This window comes from Leptotrichia rugosa, from assembly GCF_041200005.1.
Lineage (GTDB): Bacteria > Fusobacteriota > Fusobacteriia > Fusobacteriales > Leptotrichiaceae > Leptotrichia > Leptotrichia rugosa.
Genome location: NZ_CP165644.1, coordinates 910,344 through 929,013 on the forward strand (window position 1 = coordinate 910,344; position 18,670 = coordinate 929,013).

At 29.0% G+C, this 18,670-nt stretch carries 21 protein-coding genes; all 21 read left to right on the forward strand.

What is annotated here, in order from left to right; genetic code table 11:
- Nucleotides 1–40: 40 nt before the first annotated feature.
- The gene (nagA, locus tag AB8B22_RS04470) at nucleotides 41–1,189 is read left to right on the forward strand and encodes an N-acetylglucosamine-6-phosphate deacetylase (RefSeq protein ID WP_369711813.1); all 1,149 of its coding nucleotides are present in this window, start codon (nucleotides 41–43) and stop codon (nucleotides 1,187–1,189) included.
- A 98-nt stretch (nucleotides 1,190–1,287) separates the two neighbouring features.
- Nucleotides 1,288–2,280, forward strand: a complete 993-nt coding sequence (locus tag AB8B22_RS04475; RefSeq protein WP_094080338.1) for a mannose/fructose/sorbose PTS transporter subunit IIB — start codon at nucleotides 1,288–1,290, stop codon at nucleotides 2,278–2,280.
- A gap of 26 nt (nucleotides 2,281–2,306) precedes the next feature.
- Nucleotides 2,307–3,128, forward strand: a complete 822-nt coding sequence (locus tag AB8B22_RS04480) for a PTS mannose/fructose/sorbose transporter subunit IIC (protein ID WP_094080339.1) — start codon at nucleotides 2,307–2,309, stop codon at nucleotides 3,126–3,128.
- A gap of 16 nt (nucleotides 3,129–3,144) precedes the next feature.
- Nucleotides 3,145–4,059 (forward strand): PTS system mannose/fructose/sorbose family transporter subunit IID, encoded by a 915-nt coding sequence (locus tag AB8B22_RS04485; protein ID WP_369711814.1) that lies wholly within the window; start codon nucleotides 3,145–3,147, stop codon nucleotides 4,057–4,059.
- 174 nt (nucleotides 4,060–4,233) lie between these two features.
- Nucleotides 4,234–4,602: a DUF956 family protein gene (locus AB8B22_RS04490; RefSeq protein WP_094080341.1), complete on the forward strand. Its 369-nt coding sequence runs from the start codon at nucleotides 4,234–4,236 to the stop codon at nucleotides 4,600–4,602.
- A gap of 102 nt (nucleotides 4,603–4,704) precedes the next feature.
- On the forward strand, nucleotides 4,705–5,070 hold the full coding sequence (locus tag AB8B22_RS04495) for a Rid family detoxifying hydrolase (RefSeq protein ID WP_094080342.1): 366 nt from the start codon (nucleotides 4,705–4,707) through the stop codon (nucleotides 5,068–5,070).
- A gap of 83 nt (nucleotides 5,071–5,153) precedes the next feature.
- Complete coding sequence (cls, locus tag AB8B22_RS04500; RefSeq protein WP_369711815.1) at nucleotides 5,154–6,767, forward strand: cardiolipin synthase; 1,614 nt, start codon at nucleotides 5,154–5,156, stop codon at nucleotides 6,765–6,767.
- A gap of 33 nt (nucleotides 6,768–6,800) precedes the next feature.
- Nucleotides 6,801–7,817, forward strand: coding sequence for a tRNA pseudouridine(55) synthase TruB (gene truB, locus AB8B22_RS04505; RefSeq protein ID WP_094080344.1), 1,017 nt, complete (start codon nucleotides 6,801–6,803; stop codon nucleotides 7,815–7,817).
- 18 nt (nucleotides 7,818–7,835) lie between these two features.
- Nucleotides 7,836–9,425 (forward strand): hypothetical protein, encoded by a 1,590-nt coding sequence (locus tag AB8B22_RS04510; protein ID WP_369711816.1) that lies wholly within the window; start codon nucleotides 7,836–7,838, stop codon nucleotides 9,423–9,425.
- 72 nt (nucleotides 9,426–9,497) lie between these two features.
- Nucleotides 9,498–10,073, forward strand: coding sequence for a crossover junction endodeoxyribonuclease RuvC (ruvC, locus tag AB8B22_RS04515; protein WP_314079503.1), 576 nt, complete (start codon nucleotides 9,498–9,500; stop codon nucleotides 10,071–10,073).
- 22 nt (nucleotides 10,074–10,095) lie between these two features.
- Entirely contained in the window at nucleotides 10,096–10,563 is a 468-nt protein-coding gene (locus tag AB8B22_RS04520) for a tRNA (cytidine(34)-2'-O)-methyltransferase (RefSeq protein WP_094080347.1), read from the forward strand.
- A gap of 157 nt (nucleotides 10,564–10,720) precedes the next feature.
- Entirely contained in the window at nucleotides 10,721–11,590 is an 870-nt protein-coding gene (gene thyA, locus AB8B22_RS04525; RefSeq protein ID WP_369711817.1) for a thymidylate synthase, read from the forward strand.
- A 17-nt stretch (nucleotides 11,591–11,607) separates the two neighbouring features.
- Nucleotides 11,608–12,096: a dihydrofolate reductase gene (locus AB8B22_RS04530; RefSeq protein WP_369711819.1), complete on the forward strand. Its 489-nt coding sequence runs from the start codon at nucleotides 11,608–11,610 to the stop codon at nucleotides 12,094–12,096.
- A gap of 2 nt (nucleotides 12,097–12,098) precedes the next feature.
- Complete coding sequence (locus tag AB8B22_RS04535) at nucleotides 12,099–12,665, forward strand: TetR/AcrR family transcriptional regulator (protein WP_314079513.1); 567 nt, start codon at nucleotides 12,099–12,101, stop codon at nucleotides 12,663–12,665.
- 19 nt (nucleotides 12,666–12,684) lie between these two features.
- Nucleotides 12,685–13,038, forward strand: a complete 354-nt coding sequence (locus AB8B22_RS04540) for a DUF374 domain-containing protein (protein WP_369711821.1) — start codon at nucleotides 12,685–12,687, stop codon at nucleotides 13,036–13,038.
- Between the two features lie 55 nt (nucleotides 13,039–13,093).
- Nucleotides 13,094–13,360 carry a hypothetical protein gene (locus AB8B22_RS04545; RefSeq protein WP_369711823.1) on the forward strand — a complete coding sequence of 89 codons (267 nt, stop codon included), beginning with the start codon at nucleotides 13,094–13,096 and terminating at the stop codon, nucleotides 13,358–13,360.
- 70 nt (nucleotides 13,361–13,430) lie between these two features.
- The gene (gene metG, locus AB8B22_RS04550) at nucleotides 13,431–15,341 is read left to right on the forward strand and encodes a methionine--tRNA ligase (RefSeq protein WP_369711824.1); all 1,911 of its coding nucleotides are present in this window, start codon (nucleotides 13,431–13,433) and stop codon (nucleotides 15,339–15,341) included.
- A gap of 57 nt (nucleotides 15,342–15,398) precedes the next feature.
- Nucleotides 15,399–16,781 carry a tetratricopeptide repeat protein gene (locus tag AB8B22_RS04555; RefSeq protein WP_314079520.1) on the forward strand — a complete coding sequence of 461 codons (1,383 nt, stop codon included), beginning with the start codon at nucleotides 15,399–15,401 and terminating at the stop codon, nucleotides 16,779–16,781.
- A 35-nt stretch (nucleotides 16,782–16,816) separates the two neighbouring features.
- Complete coding sequence (locus AB8B22_RS04560) at nucleotides 16,817–17,332, forward strand: TlpA family protein disulfide reductase (RefSeq protein WP_094080354.1); 516 nt, start codon at nucleotides 16,817–16,819, stop codon at nucleotides 17,330–17,332.
- Nucleotides 17,333–17,443: 111 nt separating this feature from the next.
- The gene (gene rpsO / locus AB8B22_RS04565) at nucleotides 17,444–17,707 is read left to right on the forward strand and encodes a 30S ribosomal protein S15 (protein ID WP_094080355.1); all 264 of its coding nucleotides are present in this window, start codon (nucleotides 17,444–17,446) and stop codon (nucleotides 17,705–17,707) included.
- Between the two features lie 53 nt (nucleotides 17,708–17,760).
- On the forward strand, nucleotides 17,761–18,621 hold the full coding sequence (locus AB8B22_RS04570; protein WP_369711926.1) for a lysophospholipid acyltransferase family protein: 861 nt from the start codon (nucleotides 17,761–17,763) through the stop codon (nucleotides 18,619–18,621).
- Nucleotides 18,622–18,670: the final 49 nt, after the last annotated feature.

Here is an 18,670-nt window from a genome sequence, read left to right on the forward strand (position 1 = left end):
GAAGGCTTCTTGTTAAAAATTTAGAAAAAAGGAGAAATTTATGATTATAAAAAATGCAAAAATTTTTGACGGAGAAAAATTTATTGAAAAAAATACAGTTCTTTTAGAAAAAACACTTATAAAAAAAGTATTGAATTTTAACGAATTGACTGAAAAAGAATTGGTAGAAAATGAAATAGTTGATATAGAAGGAATGGTTTTGTCGCCAGGATTTATTGATTTGCAGATAAATGGATGTGGTGGAGTGCTGTTTAATGATGATATTTCTGAAAAAGGTTTAAAAATAATGAATGAAACTAATAAAAGATTTGGATGCACTTCGTTTTTGCCAACGCTAATCACTTCTCCTGATGAAAAAATTTTAAGTGCGATAAAAACTTTGAAAGGCATAAAAGATTTGGAAGAAATTGGAGTTTTAGGGCTTCATATTGAGGGGCCTTATATAAGTGTGGAAAAAAAAGGGATTCATAGACCTGAATATATAAGGGTTCTTTCAGATGAAATTGTTCAAAAAATTGCAGACGCTGGAAGGAAAATAACAAGAATTATTACAATTGCACCTGAAAAAGCTAAAATAAAGCATTTGGAAATTTTAAGAAAAGCTGGAATTAAAATAAATATGGGACATTCAAACGCAACTTATGATGAATGTGAAGAAAAAAAAGAGTATTATGACGGAGCAACTCATTTATACAATGCAATGAGTCCACTAGAATCAAGAAATCCAGGAGTTGTGGGATTTTTATTCAATGACGATAAACTTAGCGCTGGAATTATTGTGGATGGGCTTCATTCAAAGTTTTGTGCTGTTGAAATTGCTAAAAAAATTATGAAAGAGCGATTATATTTGGTAACTGATGCGGTTAGTCCAGCTGGAACAACTGATATGAAAGAATTTATGTTTGAAGGTAACAAAGTTTTGTGCGTTGATGACAAATGGGTTTCACCTAGTGGAACTTTGGGTGGATCAACTCTTGTTATGATTGATGGAGTTAAAAATTTAGTAAAATATGTGAATCAGCCTTTGGAAGAAGCACTAAAAATGGCAACTTCCTATCCAGCTAAATTTATTTCGGTAAATGACAGATATGGTTATATAAAAGAAGGATACATTGCTGATCTGACTTATTTTGACAATAATTTTAATATAAAAGGAACAATTTCTAAAGGAAATATACAAAAATATTAAAAAATTTTTTAGTTTACTGTTGATTTTTTTTAAATTAAAGGTATAATTAAATTGTCGAAAGATTTTTATAAAATTAAAATGAAGAAGGAGGTAAAAAAATGGTAGGAATTATCATTGCCAGTCACGGAGAATTTGCTGCAGGTATTAAGCAGTCTGCTTCAATGATTCTGGGAGAGACAGAAGGTCTTGAATCAGTTGTGTTTATGCCAAGCGAAGGGCCTGATGACTTGTATGGAAATATTCAAAAAGCTATTGAGAAATTAGGAACAGAAGAAGTTTTATTCCTAGTTGATTTATGGGGAGGAAGCCCTTTTAACCAATCAAACAGATTTTTTGAAGAAAATCCTGAAAAAAGGGCAATCGTTGCGGGACTTAATTTACCAATGTTACTTGCGGCGTTGTCAGAAAGAGAAGATTATGATACAGCTCATGAAGTAGCCAAAGCCATTATTTCAGAAGCAAAAGACCAAGTAAAGGTGCGTCCTGAAGAGTTAGAGCCAAAGAGCGAAGGAAAAGCAGTGGCAGCATCTCAAGATGACACACCAAAAGGTGCGATTCCAGAAGGAACGGTTATTGGAGATGGGAAAATCAAGTTTGTATTGGCTCGTATCGACACTCGTTTGCTTCATGGACAAGTTGCGACAAGTTGGACAAAGGCAACAAATCCAAATAGAATAATCGTAGTTTCAGATTCAGTTTCAAAAGACAACATGCGTAAAAAACTTATAGAACAGGCTGCACCTCCAGGGGTAAAAGCCCATGTCATTCCGCTAAAAAAATTAGTGGAAGTTTCAAAAGATCCAAGATTTGGAAATACAAAAGCGCTACTTTTATTTGAAAATCCTCAAGATGCGCTAAAAGTAATTGAAGAAGGAGTTCCAATCAAAGAATTGAATATTGGTTCAATGGCTCATTCTGTTGGAAAAATTCAAATTAATAATGTACTTTCAGTAGATCAAAATGATGTGGAAACATATAAGAGATTAAAAGAATTAGGCGTAAAATTTGATGTCCGTAAAGTGGCGGCAGATAAGCCAGTTGATTTGTTTAAATTGATAAAAGAAAAAGAAAGTGAAGGTTTAAAACTTTAAAATTTTAAAATTATTAGGAGGGTATTATGAATTTCGGTATAATATCAATTGTATTAATATTGATTGTTGCATTTTTAGCTGGAATGGAAGGTATTCTTGACCAATTTCAATTCCATCAACCAATTGTTGCGTGTTCATTAATTGGGATTGCGACTGGGCATCCAACTGAATGTATCATGCTAGGTGGAACATTACAGCTTATGGCTATGGGTTGGGCAAATGTCGGAGCAGCAGTTTCGCCAGATGCGGCTCTAGCTTCAGTAGCTTCAGCGATAATATTTGTAAAAGCTGGAGAGTTTAATCAAGGTGGTATAAGTAATGCCATTGGAATTGCAGTAGCACTTGCAACTGTAGGTTTAGTATTAACAATGTTAGTTCGTACATTATCAGTAGTTATCGTTCACCAAGCTGATCGTGCAGCTGAAAATGGAAATTTTGCTGGAGTTGAGTTTTGGCATATAGTGGCACTTATTTGTCAAGGTTTACGTATTGCAATTCCTGCAATGTTATTGTTATTTATTCCATCTTCTGCTGTTCAAGGTGCTCTAGGTTCATTGCCAAAATGGTTTACAGATGGAATGACAATAGGTGGAGGATTTGTAGTGGCGGTAGGTTATGCGATGGTAATTAACTTGATGGCTACTAAAGAAGTATGGCCATTCTTCTTCTTAGGATTTGCATTAGCTCCAGTAAAAGAATTAACTTTGATTGCAACAGGAATAATTGGAGTTTGCGCTGCAATTATTTACTTGAATGTAACTCAAAATAACAATGGTGGAGGAGGAAGTGGCGACAGTGGTTCAAAAGCTTCAGGAGATCCATTAGGAGACATACTAAATGATTATTAATTAGGAGGAGAATAAAATGGCAGAAAAAATAAAATTAACAAAAGCTGATCGTCGTAAAGTTATGCTTCGTTCACAATTTTTGCAAGGTTCTTGGAACTATGAAAGAATGCAAAATGGTGGTTGGGCTTTTGCGTTAATACCAGCATTAAAAAAACTATATCCAAATAAAGAAGATGCGTCAGCAGCATTAAAAAGACATTTGGAATTCTTTAATACGCATCCATATATAGCGGCACCAATTTTAGGAGTTACTTTGGCTTTGGAAGAAGAAAAAGCAAATGGAGCAGATATTAATGATGCGGCTATTCAAGGGGTAAAAGTAGGAATGATGGGACCTCTTGCAGGAATAGGAGATCCAGTGTTCTGGTTTACTATTCGTCCAATATTGGGAGCGGTTGCGGCTTCTCTTGCAGTTGCTAGTGGTTCGATTGTAGGACCTTTGTTATTCTTTATTTTATGGAATGTAATTCGTATAGCATTCTTATGGCACACACAAGAATTTGGTTACCAGAAAGGAACAGAAATTACACAGGATTTGTCAGGTGGAATGTTACAAAAAATAACAAAAGGTGCATCTATTCTAGGGATGTTTGTAATGGGAATTTTGGTTCAAAGATGGATTACAATTAAATTTCCTATGATAGTTGCGAGTGCAAAATTATCTAAAGGTGCGTTTATCGAATTTCCAAAAGGAATGGTAGATGGAACTCAGTTGCAAAAAATATTGACAGATTTAGCTGCAGGGCTTTCAATTTCTCCTGAAAAAGTTACAACTTTGCAGGATAACTTGGATCAGCTTGTTCCTGGACTTGCAGCATTACTTCTTACATTTTTATGTATGTGGCTTTTGAAGAAGAAAGTTAGTCCAATTTTGATAATTTTTGCATTGTTTATAGTTGGAATAGCAGGACATTTCATTGGAATATTCTAAAGAAATTAAAAAAATTATAGAATACAAAAAAATAAAAGGAACTGTTGCTATAAATAGTTCCTTTTTTGAATAATAATCTAGATAATAATCTAGTTAATTTTCTGAAATTAAAAGTTTTTCTGAATATTATAAAAAAAAAATTATTTAATATTAAATATTTAAGAAAGGTAAAAGATGGCAATTTCAAAAAATACAAAAGTTTTGTTTAATACAAAGGCAAATTTATTGAGCGGAATGATTGGGAATAAAAGAGGAGATATTTTAGTTGGAGATAGGGCGTTTGAGTTTTATAATGAGAAAAATCCTGAAGATTATTTACAGATTCCTTGGGAAGAGATAATTAGAGTAAGGGCACAGCTGTTTTTTCGGGATAAATATATTCGTGGATTTTTTATTGATACAAAAAGTGCAGGGACATTTAACTTTGTTGTAAAAAATGCTGGAAAAACTTTGAAAACTATGCGAGATTTTCTTGGAAATGAAAAAATAGTTAGAAATAAACCTGTGTTTTCTATCAAAAATTTATTTAAAAAGAAAAATTAATTTTTAATTTATTTTATGATTGAATTTTTGTTGATAGATATAAAAAAATGTGATAAAATGAATTATAAGATAAATTGTAAAATAAAATTTAGGAGGATTATTATGAAAAAAATACCTGAAGCAGTAGGACCGTATTCAGCATTTAGAAAAGCGGGTGATTTTTTATATATTTCGGGGCAAATTGCCATTAATCCTGAAAATCAAAAAATAGAAGCAATCACAGTGGAAGAACAAGCAAAACAAGTTTTGGAAAATATAAAAGCCATTTTGGAAAATAATGGGCTAACTACTCAAAATGTTATAAAGACGACAGTTTTGTTAGATAATATTGCAGATTTTGGAGCAGTTAATGAAATTTATGCAAATTATTTTGTAGAGCCATTTCCAGCTCGTTCTGCATTCGCTGTGGATAAATTACCCAAAAATGTTTTAGTAGAAATAGAAGCAATTGCTTATTGTGGCAAATAAATTTCACTTTTATGCAAGTAAACCTAAAACAAATTAGGTTTACTTTTTTTAATTAAATTTTAAAATTTTTTATTAAAGGAGAAATGATGTTCGATTTATTTGGTTTAATTTTGAATTATACAGTTTTTTTTGAGAGGATGCACTATTTACTTGTAATAATTTTCATAATAGTAATTTTATTATCGGACAGATCACCAAATAATATGCTTGCGTGGATATTTACAATTTATGTTTTCCCTGTTGGAGGAATAATTTTATATTTTCTTTTTGGGATAAACTGGAGAAAAAATAGAATTGTTTCAAATAAGATGAAAGGTGAAGAAAAAAAAATATTTTCCAGATTATTTAATTTTTTGCAAAGGGATACTTCGGAAATTTTTCGCTCAAAAGATTTTTTTTATTATAACAAAGTTGTAGGTACAAAAAATGAAAATTTTGAAAAAATGACACTTCAAGAAAGAGAAAAGAAAATAAATAAACAAATTGATGTGATGTTGCAAAATATAAATATGAATGAAAGAGAGCAAGAAATTGTAAAAATGCTCTACAAATCTGAAGGGACATTTTTGACTAATAATACGAGCTATAGATTGTTTTACAATGGAAAAGATGCGTTTGATTCGATTTTGGAAGATATAAAAGGCGCAAAACACAGTATTTATATGGAATATTTTATTTGGAAATCAGACGAGCTGGGAGAAAAAATTAAAAATTTACTTTTGAAAAAGGCAAAAGAAGGTGTAAAAATAAAATTGCTTTTTGATGGTGTGGGGGCGTTTAATTTGTCAAGAAAATACAAAAAAGAATTGAAAATGGCTGGAATTGAAGCAAGGTTCTTTTTAGATGTAAAATTTTCAATAACAAAATTGAATTATAGAAATCATAGAAAAATGACGATTGTTGACAATGAAATTTTACATACTGGCGGAATGAATGTAGGTCAAGAATATATTGACGGTGGAAAGAGGTTTTCTAGCTGGAGAGATACGAATGCAAGATTTATTGGAGAAATAACTGCGCAATATTTAGCCATTTTTGTAACAGATTGGTTAAACAGCGGTGGAAAAAATGACGATTTTTCACGGATTATAAAATCGGAGGCGGTCAAAGAAATAAAAGAGCAAGAACCGATTGATAAGCAAAAGCTGAAATATGTCATGCAAGTTTCTTCAAGTGGACCTGATACCGAGTGGACAACATTAAAATACCTGTACTCAAAGATGATTTCTGTCGCAAAAAAAGAGATAATCATACAAAGTCCATATTTTGTACCTGACACGAGTCTTGTTTCACAGCTAAAAATAATGGCACTCTCAGGAGTTAAAATAAAAATAATGATGACGGGAGTTCCCGATAAAAAAATTCCGTATTGGATTGCAGAAACTTATTTTGAGGAATTAATTGATGTTGGAGTGAAAATCTATCGATATAAAGCTGGATTTTTGCACTGTAAAAATATAATTGTGGATGAAAAGATGTCGACAATGGGAACTTGTAATTTTGATATGCGAAGTTTTGAGATAAATTATGAAGTAAATTCGGTGTTTTTTAATGAAGAAATTAGCCGTGATTTGAAAAAGCAGTTTTTATGCGATTTGGAATTATGTGAAAAATTTGATGAAGCGAGATTGAAAAAAGTTGGTTTTTTTAAAAGACTGAGAAATTCTGGATTTAAATTGATTTCGCCGATTATGTAATTTTATTAATTTATTAAATTTAAAAGGAGTAAAATGAAAAATAATTTTGAAAAAGATGGAATAGTTTTATTAAATAAAGTTAAAGGAGTTAGTTCGTTTGGAGCAATCAATCATTTAAAGAGAATTGTTGGTGCAAAGAAGGTAGGGCATACAGGAACACTTGACCCAATGGCAGAAGGAGTTATAATGGTGTTGATAAATAATGCTACAAAATTTTCAGATGATTTGATGAAAAGAGATAAAGAATATTATGTGGAAATGGAATTAGGTTATGAAACGGACAGTTATGATTTGGAAGGTACGATTGTAAAAGAATTTACTGGAAAAATCGAAATAGATGATGAGAAAATAAAAGAAGTCATAAATAGTTTTTTGGGAAAAATTGAACAGATTCCACCGATGTATTCCGCAATAAAAATTGATGGAAAAAAATTATATGATTTGGCAAGAAAAGGAATTGAACTTGAAAGAAAACCTAGAAAAGTGGAAGTTAAAAAATTAAGAGAAATAAAAATTTTGAGAAATGAAAAGATAAAAATATCGTTTTTTGTGGAAGTTTCAAGTGGGACTTATATAAGATCACTTGTACGGGATATAGGTGAAAAATTGGGAGTTTTTGCAACAATGACAAGACTTGTTAGAACAAAAATTGACCAATTTGTTATAGAAGATGCTGTGACGATTGATGAGTTAGAACAAAAATTTTTAAAATTTGACAAAAATGAAGAAAAAAATTTGGAAAAACTGGAAAAGTTGGAAAATCTTGGATATTTTGCGGAAATTGAATATGTGTTGGAATATTTGGGAATTAATGTTTCTAATGAAAAATATGAAAAGTTAAAAAATGGAATGACAGTACTAACTTCTCATAAAAAATTTGAAAATATAAGTAAAAAATTTGGTAAAAAAATAATAGTCTTGCCAGAGCAAAAATATAAGATTTATGTAAGGGATAGAAGGACTCAAGCTAAAGTTTTCCGTGGAATTGTAAAGGTTGTAAAGGTTACAGAGGATAGAATTTATTTGAAAAGAGATAAATATTTTTTATAAAAGGAGAATTTTTGTTCTATGAAAAAGGCTAGAAAATACATATTTGATATTGAAGTATTTCCGAATTATTTTTGTGTCGTAGCAAAGCAGTTAAATGGCAAAGATATTTTTGTCATTGACTCAGATAACTTTAATCAGCAAAAAAAAAGGCTTTATGATATTGTGTCAAAAAACGTGATGATTTCATATGCAGGACATGGATTTGATGATTTGATTATAAATGAACTTTTGAGATATAAAAATAGAGTGGCAAAAAGATTTTTATTGAATAAAAATATCAATGAAATCCAAAATTTATATAAAGAAAAATATAAAAACGGGAAATGTGAATTCTATTCTTATGATATTGCCGATGAATATGACTTAAAGCTGGGCGTAAAAGGATTTGAATTTAATTTGGGTGAAAATATTGAAGAGCAGGATTTTGCAAATTTTAATAAGAGTATAAAAAAGGACAACTATGATGAAATAGTTGAAAAAGTTGTGGATTATTGTTTAAAAGATGTCTTGGCTACAGAGAAGATGTACAATTATGTCTCTAAGAATAAAAATAATTGGGAAGAAAAAGAAAATTTATTAAATATTATAACAACTGGAAATTATAAAAACAGTATGAAGTTAAAAACTAAAATAAAATATCTTTATTATAACAATGATAAACTTTTATCGTTAATTTTGAAAAATAATTTAAATATTGAACAACCTAAAATGATTCCTAAAAAAGTTTTTAAAACAGTAGAAGAAAGTTACTATTTGAACGACAATGTGTACAAACTGTCAATAAAAGATGATTTTTTGTATAATAGTCTTTTGGAAAATAAAATGTTTAAAAAAAATGATTTGAATATTTTAGAGAAAATTTCAAAAAATTTACTTTTACAATCTTCATATTTAAAAGGAATCACAAAAAAATATGAAAGAATAATTTTAAAAAAATTAAAAAAATATTTTAGAAAAAAGAATATTAAAGTGCTAGAAGTCTTTAAAAATGAAGTTTTTTTATTGATTGATAAAAATGTGGAAGAGTTAAAAACTAAAATGGAAAATAAATATAGCAATATTTTAGAAATAAATTATATAAGTAATTTTTTAAAAGATAAAAAATCGCTGCTTTATGAAATTGATAAAAAGATTACTGGAACAAATGAGTTTGATTATGGTAATTTAATTATACCAAGGCAGCACATTTGGCTGATAAAAGTGCTTAAAAATTACTTTTTTGACAAGAAAAACATTGAAACTGAAATAAAAGAATTATTTTTAAAAAATCCTGATGTATTTTTTTTGTATGCTTCTATCTACGAAAATATTTATGCGTGTGATAACGATGGTAAAGTACTTTATGAAGATAACGATAGACTTAGAAAAAATAGAAAATACCGATTATATTTTTCAAAAACTGGGAATTATAAAGTTGTAATTCAAGAGAAAAATAAATATTATAAAAAATTTGGATTTGGAGATGTAAATAGCAATTTGTATAAAGTAAAAAAAGTAGAAACGAATGTAAATGAATTTGAGGATTATGAAGATATGGATTTATGCAGTTATATTGACTATGCTAAAAATTATATAGATGAAAATTTTAGTGAAGAAAGCAATTCATAAAATTTAAAAATATAGAATTTTTAGAATAAAAAATCAAAGAATAAAAAATTAAAAAAAGTATTAGGAGAAAAAATGAAAGTTTTGGGAATTGATCCAGGAACAGCTATTGTTGGTTATTCGATTATTGATTATTCAAAGAAAAGATTAGATGTCTTGGATTACGGTTGTATTTTTACTGAAAAAGATGAAGATATGCCAATTAGATTGGAGAAAATTTATAATTCATTAGATGAAATTATAAATCGTTATAAACCAACTGATATGGCGATAGAAGATTTATTCTTTTTTAAAAATCAGAAAACGGTTATAAAAGTGGGACAGGCAAGAGGCGTGATCACACTTGCTGGACAAAAAAATAAATTAAATTTATTTAGCTATACTCCACTTCAAGTAAAAATGGGGATTGCAGGATACGGTCGTGCAGATAAAAAACAAATTCAGCAAATGGTAAAAATGATTTTGCATTTAGATAAAATTCCAAAACCAGATGATGCAGCAGATGCACTCGCAATTGCAATTACTCATATCAATTCAAAAAACGGATTTGGCGGATTTGAGCGAGGAGACAACATAACAAAAAAATTAGAAAAATTAAATTCGGATAAAATAAAGTTATCAGATTATAAAAAATTATTGAATAGTAAATAAAAACAAGAAAGGCGGTAAAAAAATGAATATAGTTTTATTAAATCCAGAAATTCATGTAAATACAGGAAATATTGGAAGAACTTGTGTTTTGACAAATACAAAATTACATCTAATAAAACCATTGGGATTTGAATTAGGTGATAAAAAAATAAAAAGAGCGGGACTGGATTATTGGAAAGATGTTCAGCTTTTTGTCTGGGAAAGCTTGGAGGATTTTTGGAGCAAAAATATTGAAGGTAATGACAGTGCTAAAATTTATATGGCGACTACAAAAACTAAACAAAAATATACAGATGTAAAATTTCAAAAAGATGATTACATAATGTTTGGACCTGAGTCGAGAGGAATCCCAGAAGATTTTTTAAATGCTCACAAAGAAAAAAATATAACAATTCCAATGTTACCAATAGGGCGTTCACTAAATTTATCAAATGCAGTTGCGATTATTTTATATGAAGCGTTAAAACAAGTTAATTTTGAATTTGAATAATAAAAAATTTTTTTTGAGTTATATTAAACTATGTGATATAATAAGAAATAGAGAAATTTAAATGATGAAAGGAGAGCATCTTAGAATACAAAATGAATTTATTTTGAAATGAATTTATTTTCAATTTTGTAAATTTAAGGGTTATAAAGATTAAAATATGAAACAATATTTGGATATGGTAAAGTATGTGTTAGATAACGGAACAAGAAAAAAAAATCGAACAGGAGTGGACACTATTTCAACATTTGCTTATTTTTACAAAGTTGATTTAAGTTGTGGTTATCCGTTATTGACTACTAAAAAGATGTACTTTAACTCGATGCTGTATGAGTTATTCTGGTATTTGTCGGGCGATGAGCATATAAAAAATTTAAGAAAAAAAACAAAAATTTGGGACGCTTGGGCTGACAAGGAAGGTAGGCTTGAAACAGCTTACGGAAGATTTTGGAGAAGGTATCCTGTGCCAGAAATTTCACTGGATGGGGAAGTTTTTGTAGATGAAAGTAATCCTTGGACAACACGGGAAGAAAATGGACAGCTTGTATTTGATCAAATCCAATACATCATTGATACATTAAAGGAAATAAAAGTAAACCCGCAGACAAAAAATGGACGAAGAATGGTAGTTGTCGCTTGGAATCCAGGAAATGCCACTATTAGTAAATTACCACCATGTCATTACACTTTTGTGTTTAATGTTTCGGGAAATAAATTAAATTGTCATTTGACTCAAAGAAGTGGAGATATTGCGTTAGGAATTCCTTTTAATTTGGCTTGTTATTCGTTACTTACAATGATGATTGCAAAAGAGTGCGGGTATGAACCTGGAGAATTTGCTCATACGATAATTGATGCTCACATTTATGAAAATCACATTGACGGCCTTCATGAGCAGCTTAAAAGAGAGCCAATGAAATTAGCTAAAATTAAAATTGCTGATAAACCGTTTAATGAATTGACATTTGAAGATATTACACTTGAAGATTACAAAAGCCATCCTGCAATAAAATTTGAAGTGGCAGTATAACTTTGGAGGTGGAAAATATGTATAGCTTGATTGTTGCGATCGGTAAAAATAATGAGATTGGAAAAGAAAATAAGCTTCTTTGGCATATTAGCGAAGATTTAAAAAATTTTAAGAAGGTAACTTCTGGAAAAAAGATTATAATGGGGAGAAAAACTTTTGAGAGCATTGGCAGACCACTTCCAAATCGTGAAAATATTGTGCTTTCAAAGACAATAAAAAAAGATGATAATTCTATTTTGATTTTTGATGATTTTTCTAAATTAATAGAAAAATTTAAAGATTCAGACGAAGAAATTTTTATAATTGGTGGCGAAAAAGTTTATAAAAAGTCTTTGGAACTAGGAATTGTAGATAAAATGTATATAAGTTATATAAATTTTGAAGATGAAATGGCTGATGCTTATTTTCCTAAAATAGATTTCAAAAATTGGGAAAAAGTTTTTGAGAAAAAATATGAAAATTGGAAGTTTTGTATTTTTGATAAAGTTAAAAAGGAGAAAAGTTAAATATGCCAAAGTTGAAGTTTACAAAGGAAATTATAGTTAATGCGGCTTATGATATTTTAAAAGAAGAAGGGTTTGAAAATATAAGTGCCAGAAAAATTGCAAAGAAGTTGAATTGTTCCACAGCGCCTATTTACTTTAATTTTGAAACAGTTGAAGAAGTGAAGAAAGAAGTTATTAATCTGTGTGAAAAAAAACTAAATAAATATTTATATGGAAATTATTCACAAAGGAAAATATTAAACGCTTCAATTGGATTTGTAATTTTTGCAAGAGAAGAAAAAGAATTATTTAAAACGATATTTTTAAATATTACGGAAAGATTTAAAAAATTGTATAACGAAACGTTGGATTACCTTTTGACTCAGGAAAGTCTTTTACTAAGTTTTCCAAATTTAACTTTTGAAGAAGGAAAAGAAATAATAAACAAATTGTGGTATTTTATATTTGGATATGCAACATTGGTTTGCACAAGTTTTAGCAATGAAGAAAAAAAGAACGAAACTGATAAAGTTATTGAAGAGAAAATAATCGGAATGTCAAAGTATTTTAAAATGGAAAATTTTAAATAAAAAATGGAGATATAAATTTATGAATAAATACAAATTTTTAGGAATAATTTTACATTTTTTTTACAGAATTTTAAGCTTTATGACAAGGAAAGAATATTTCTATGCGAAAAATATGAAAATGATGAATAATCCTAATATAATAGTTTTTTGGCACAGAAAAATTTTTACAGTTTGCAATGCGACTAGAATAATAAAAAAGAAAGCATCAATTGTCAGTGCTTCCAAAGATGGAGAGATACTTGCGGAAGTTTTAAAGCGAGAGGGAAATGAGTTAATTCGAGGGTCATCAAATAGAGATAACATAAAAAGTTTAAAAGAGGCTGTGAGATATGCTAAAAAAATTATACATTGGGGATTGCAATTGATGGTATAGTGGACCAATTTTTGAGCCTAAGGCTGGAGCAGTTTTTATAGCACAAAAAACTGGAATGCCAATAGTTCCAGTAAGTTCTTATTGCAGTAAAAAGTGGATTTTTAAAAATATGTGGGATAAACTGGAAATTCCAAAGCCATTTTCTAAATGTGTTCATTATGTTGGAGAAGAGTTTTATTTATCAAAAGAAGTAAAAATGGAAGATGCAATAAAAATAGTAAAAGAAAAAATACATAGTGCTGGCTACAAAGCGTTTGAAATTTATGAAAAAAAATATAATAAAAATTCAAAAACACTTGAATTTAACGAAGAAAAGTTTTAAAATGAAATATAATATAATTAAAATTAAACTAAAATATACATCAATTAAATTTTAAGGAGGAATAAAAAATATGTCAAAATCGTTTTATATAACAACACCAATTTATTATCCGAATGCGGCACCACATGTTGGGACGGCATATACGACAATCATTTGTGATGTTGTTGCAAGATATAAAAGGTTATTAGGCTATGATGTAACTTTTTTAACTGGAGTAGATGAACATGGGCAAAAAATTCAGCAGGCTGCTGAAAAAAACGGATTTACACCACAGCAATGGGTTGATAAAATGTCACTAAATTTTACAACACTTTGGGAAAAATTAAACATTTCAAATACTGATTTTATGAGAACGACTCAACAAAGGCATATAAATAGTGTAAAAGAAATAGTAAAAACAGTAAATGAAAAAGGCGATATTTATCGTGGAGAATACAGCGGGAAATATTGTGTTTCAGAAGAGACTTTTGTTCCTGAAAATCAACTGGTAGACGGAAAATACATGGGAAAAGAAGTTATTGACGTAAAAGAAACTTCATATTTTTTTAAATTGTCAAAATATGGGGACAAATTATTAAAATACATTGAAGAAAATCCTAATTTTATCAAGCCTGAAAGTAAAAAAAATGAAGTGATTGCATTTATAAAACAAGGGTTGCAAGATTTATCAATTTCAAGAACGGTATTTGACTGGGGAATTCCGTTAGAATTGGAGGAAGGGCATGTTATTTATGTCTGGTTTGACGCTTTGACTAATTATTTGACTGGAGCAAAATATTCGGAAGATAAAGGAAGATTTGAAGATATTTGGATAAATGGGGAAGTGAATCATGTAGTTGGAAAAGATATTTTGAGATTTCATGCTATAATTTGGCCTGCTATGCTTATGTCTGCTGGTATTCCATTGCCTCAAACAATAGCTGCACACGGATGGTGGACGGTCGAAGGAGAAAAGATGTCAAAATCTCTTGGAAATGTTATAGATCCAGCAAAAGAAGTGGATAAATATGGACTTGATGCCTTTAGATATTATTTGATGAGAGAAGCAACATTTGGACATGATGCGGATTATTCAAAAAAATCAATGATTCAAAGAATAAATTCTGATTTGGCAAATGACCTTGGAAATTTACTTAATAGAACAATTGGAATGCAAAAAAAATATTTTGATTTGGAAGTTGTGTTAAATGAAGATAATAAAGAAATTGATAACGAACTAAAAAATTTGTGGGATAAAACATTAAAAGAATTGGATAAACATATGAATGAATATCAATTTTCAGAAGCTCTAAAAGATATTTGGAAATTTATTTCAAGACTTAATAAATACATTGATGAATGTGAGCCTTGGAAATTGGCAAAGGAAGAAGATAAAAAGAATAGACTTTCAACAGTCATGTACAATCTGGTTGAAGGACTTTACAAAATTGCTATCATAATTTCACCATTTATGTCGCAGACAGCACAAAAAATGATAAATCAGCTAGGACTTATTGAAGATGTGACAAAAGTTAAATTGAAAAAGTTCAAAGAATGGGGAATTTATCCGATTGGAAATAAATTGAAGGAACCTGAACCTATTTTTCCGCGAATTGATTTGGAGGAAATTGAAGATGAAGAAAAAGAAGAGTTTAACTCAGATTTAGAAATTGAAAATTCAATTACAATTAATGACTTTGGTAAAATTGAAATGAAAGTTGTGCAAATTGAAAAAGTTTCCAAAGTTGAGAATACAGATAAACTTTTAAAATTTATCGTTAATACGGGAACTGAAAAAAGACAAATTGTTTCAGGAATTGCAAAATGGTATAAAAAAGAAGAGGAATTGATAGGGAAAAAGGTTATGGCTGTGCTAAACTTAGAACCAGTAAAATTAAAAGGAGAAATTTCACAGGGAATGCTTTTGACGACTGTGGAGAAAAAAAAGATAAAATTGATATTCATTGATGAAAATGTAAAACTTGGAGCGAATGTTAAATAGTGTTTAAAAAGGTTATGGGGGTTAATATTTAATTTTGAAAGACAGGATTGGTAAAATATGAGAAAATGGTTATATTATTTATTTTTTGTTCCATTTTTGTTTGTTTCGTGTTCCCATGACAAGGGATACGATTATTTGGAAAATTCTTTACTTGGAATTTTTTCAAAACAGGAAAATGACGAATATATATCAAAACAATTAGAAAAAGCGATAAAATTAAAAAATAAGGAAGCTTTCGCATTGTCGCTTGTATATTTGGAGGGAAATAGCGAGGAAATTTTTGACAAATACTTAAAAAAAAGTAATGGATATGCTGAATATTTTAAAGCACTTTTATTAAAAAAACAAAATGGCAGTGAAAATGAAATTTTAGAACTTTTGGAAAGCTCTGCCAAGCAGGGATTTAGTAAAGCTTATTATGTGATGGGGGATATTTACGAAAATAAATTGGAATTTTCAAAAGCTCAGGAATATTTTAAAAAAGGTAAAGAGGCTGGAGACTTTTTATCTTTACGTTCATATGAAGCTGGGAAAAATATGATGAGTTATTACGAAAAAATTGAAGCTTTGAATAAAAAAATGACTGCAGGAAATATTTCAAAAGATGAAAAAAAAGAATTAGGAACTCTTCTTGTGGAAAGAACACAGTATGCTGGAAAAGCTTATGATATTTTGAAAGATTTTTTAGCTGAAAATTATCCACCTGCACTTTATGCGAAAGCTAAAGTACTAGAAGGCGATGGAAAAAATGACGAAGCAATTAAATTATATCAAGACACATTGTTTAAAAACAAATATTATTTGTCAGCTTATGAAATAGCTAAAAAGTTAGCAGATGAAAACAAAAGTTATGAAACGGCGCTACTTCCTTTAGCAGATGTAAAAAGTGATGAAATATTGATAAATAGTTATATGGGATATTTATATGAAAATTTGGGAAATTTTAAAGAAGCTGAAAAGTATTATTTAAAAGCAGTTGCTAAAAACGATATAGATACGATGTATTATCTGGGAAAAATGTATGAAACACAAAATGAATTAAAAAAAGCCAAAAATATGTATACTAAAGCTTATTCACTTGGTTCATCAGAAGCGGGGGAAAGACTGGCGTTTATTTATGAAAATGAAGAGCAGAGTAAAAATACATCTCAATCGGAAACTTTAAAAAATAAGGAAGCTAAAAAAATATTAGAAAGATTGTCTAAAAATGACATAAGCAGTGCAACAGTAACTTTGAGTTCTTATTATCCAAAAAATAGCAATAAAGTCAGAATATTAAATTTAAAAGCGGCTGTGGATCAATATCCTGAAGCATATTATAATCTAGGAGTTTATTATTTTAATAAGAAAAAAAATAAAAAAGCTAAATTTTATTTTATAGCTGCTAAAAGTACAGGATTTGATATTGGGGAATTTTATGAAGCTTTTTTAAAAAATTAAATTAATAAAATAAAAATATAAGAAAAGAGGGAAAAATGAAAAAGTTTATTTTGATGTTGTCATTATTCTTAGTGTTTGTATTATCTTGTGGAAAAGGTAAGGAATTTGTTGTAAAACCATTAAATGGAGCGCAAGATTTAGCTGGAGCTGCACTTCCAGACTTTGAGTTAAAAGATTTAAATGGGAAAAAAATAAAAAGTACAAAAATTTTTAAAAATGGGAAAAAGACTCTATTTATAGTTGCAGCTGAATGGTGTCCACATTGTCGTGAAGAAATTCCTGAAGTACAAAGATTTTATGACAAAAATAAAGATAAAGTAAATGTAGTTATAGTATTTACAAATTCTAGATCAAGTTTGGGAAAAGCTCAAGCATATATAAAAGAAAATGGATATACAGTACCAGCATATTATGATGAAGATGGAGAAATTTTAAGAGGATTCGATGTACAAGGATTTCCGTTTAATTTAAAAATTAATGGTGACAAAGTCGAAGAAGAATTGGAGTTGCCAGTGGATGAAGATTCACTTACAAAAACTTTTATGAATTAATTTCTTTACATAAAAAAAAATGTATGATATAATATTAAAGAATTTAAACTATGAATATCAGTTTGCCACTATATTCTTGGTTTAGATAATAAAATTAGGAGGAAATTATAAATGGCATTAACAGCGAAAAAAGAGATTATTGAAAAATTTGGAAAAAATGCTCAAGATACAGGTTCTGCTGAGGTTCAAATAGCTTTATTAACAGATAGAATCAGTCATTTGACAGGACACTTAAAAGTACATCCTAAAGATGTTCATTCAAGAGCGGGATTATTAAAATTAATCGGAAAAAGAAGAAGATTATTAAACTATGTTAAAAATAGAAATGTAGACGATTACAGAAACTTAATCGAAAAGTTAGGAATCAGAAAATAGTAATAAATAAGAGCGTATTAAATATGCTCTTTTTTTAAAAAAGGATAAAAAAGATAAAAAAAGGAGAAAATATGTTAAAATTTTTTCTTGTAGCATTAAAAAATATTTTATCAATTTTTTCATTGAAGTGGCGATACAAATTTTTTGAAAAAATGGGACTTTTAGCATATTTCTTAGTAAAAAAAAGACGAGAATTGACATTAGACAATATAAAAAATGCTTTTCCCCAAAAAAATGAAAAAGAAGTCAGAAGAATAGCCAAAGAGTCATATAAAACGATGGGAAAAATGATAATGACTTCAATTTTTTTAGAAGAAATTACAAAAGGGGAAAATACTTCTGTTGAAAATGAAGAGCTGATGAAAAAGGCAATAGGAATGGCAAAAGATAAGGCAGTTTTGATTGTTTCATTGCATTTAGGCGGATTTGAAGCGGGAAGTAAAATGGAAAATTTGAGAAAATTTTATGCTGTTTTTAGAAAGCAAAAAAATGAGAAAATTAATGATTTAATGACTGAGTGGCGTGAAAAAGGCGGACTAAATTCAATTCCGCTGCATGAAAGTCAGCTTTTAAGCAAAGCTATAAACGAAAAATCAATAATTGCTTTGGCTTCAGATCACTATGGAAAAGATGTGGAGATTGAATTTTTTGGCAGAAAAACAACGGCGGTTGCTGGACCTGTGCTTTTGTCGATTAAGTATAAAGTTCCATTGGTACTGGCTTATGCGGTATTTGATAAAAATAATAAAATAATTGTAAAAAATAAAAAGATTATTGAGATAGAAAAGCAGAGCAAGTTAAAAGAAACTATGAAATTTAATATGCAAAAAATTTATAATGAATTTGAAGAAATAATTAGGGAATATCCAGAGCAATATATGTGGCAACACAAAAGATGGAGAAAAAAAAAGTAAAAAAAGATTTAAAATGAGAAAAGAATATTTTTATTCAATTCAAAATTTT

What these genes read in the sequence shown, in the direction of transcription:
- nagA (WP_369711813.1), top strand. Translation starts at nt 41, where the DNA reads ATGATTATAAAAAATGCAAAAATTTTTGACGGAGAAAAATTTATTGAA.
- AB8B22_RS04475 (WP_094080338.1), top strand. Translation starts at nt 1,288, where the DNA reads ATGGTAGGAATTATCATTGCCAGTCACGGAGAATTTGCTGCAGGTATT.
- AB8B22_RS04480 (WP_094080339.1), top strand. Translation starts at nt 2,307, where the DNA reads ATGAATTTCGGTATAATATCAATTGTATTAATATTGATTGTTGCATTT.
- AB8B22_RS04485 (WP_369711814.1), top strand. Translation starts at nt 3,145, where the DNA reads ATGGCAGAAAAAATAAAATTAACAAAAGCTGATCGTCGTAAAGTTATG.
- AB8B22_RS04490 (WP_094080341.1), top strand. Translation starts at nt 4,234, where the DNA reads ATGGCAATTTCAAAAAATACAAAAGTTTTGTTTAATACAAAGGCAAAT.
- AB8B22_RS04495 (WP_094080342.1), top strand. Translation starts at nt 4,705, where the DNA reads ATGAAAAAAATACCTGAAGCAGTAGGACCGTATTCAGCATTTAGAAAA.
- cls (WP_369711815.1), top strand. Translation starts at nt 5,154, where the DNA reads ATGATGTTCGATTTATTTGGTTTAATTTTGAATTATACAGTTTTTTTT.
- truB (WP_094080344.1), top strand. Translation starts at nt 6,801, where the DNA reads ATGAAAAATAATTTTGAAAAAGATGGAATAGTTTTATTAAATAAAGTT.
- AB8B22_RS04510 (WP_369711816.1), top strand. Translation starts at nt 7,836, where the DNA reads ATGAAAAAGGCTAGAAAATACATATTTGATATTGAAGTATTTCCGAAT.
- ruvC (WP_314079503.1), top strand. Translation starts at nt 9,498, where the DNA reads ATGAAAGTTTTGGGAATTGATCCAGGAACAGCTATTGTTGGTTATTCG.
- AB8B22_RS04520 (WP_094080347.1), top strand. Translation starts at nt 10,096, where the DNA reads ATGAATATAGTTTTATTAAATCCAGAAATTCATGTAAATACAGGAAAT.
- thyA (WP_369711817.1), top strand. Translation starts at nt 10,721, where the DNA reads ATGAAACAATATTTGGATATGGTAAAGTATGTGTTAGATAACGGAACA.
- AB8B22_RS04530 (WP_369711819.1), top strand. Translation starts at nt 11,608, where the DNA reads ATGTATAGCTTGATTGTTGCGATCGGTAAAAATAATGAGATTGGAAAA.
- AB8B22_RS04535 (WP_314079513.1), top strand. Translation starts at nt 12,099, where the DNA reads ATGCCAAAGTTGAAGTTTACAAAGGAAATTATAGTTAATGCGGCTTAT.
- AB8B22_RS04540 (WP_369711821.1), top strand. Translation starts at nt 12,685, where the DNA reads ATGAATAAATACAAATTTTTAGGAATAATTTTACATTTTTTTTACAGA.
- AB8B22_RS04545 (WP_369711823.1), top strand. Translation starts at nt 13,094, where the DNA reads ATGCCAATAGTTCCAGTAAGTTCTTATTGCAGTAAAAAGTGGATTTTT.
- metG (WP_369711824.1), top strand. Translation starts at nt 13,431, where the DNA reads ATGTCAAAATCGTTTTATATAACAACACCAATTTATTATCCGAATGCG.
- AB8B22_RS04555 (WP_314079520.1), top strand. Translation starts at nt 15,399, where the DNA reads ATGAGAAAATGGTTATATTATTTATTTTTTGTTCCATTTTTGTTTGTT.
- AB8B22_RS04560 (WP_094080354.1), top strand. Translation starts at nt 16,817, where the DNA reads ATGAAAAAGTTTATTTTGATGTTGTCATTATTCTTAGTGTTTGTATTA.
- rpsO (WP_094080355.1), top strand. Translation starts at nt 17,444, where the DNA reads ATGGCATTAACAGCGAAAAAAGAGATTATTGAAAAATTTGGAAAAAAT.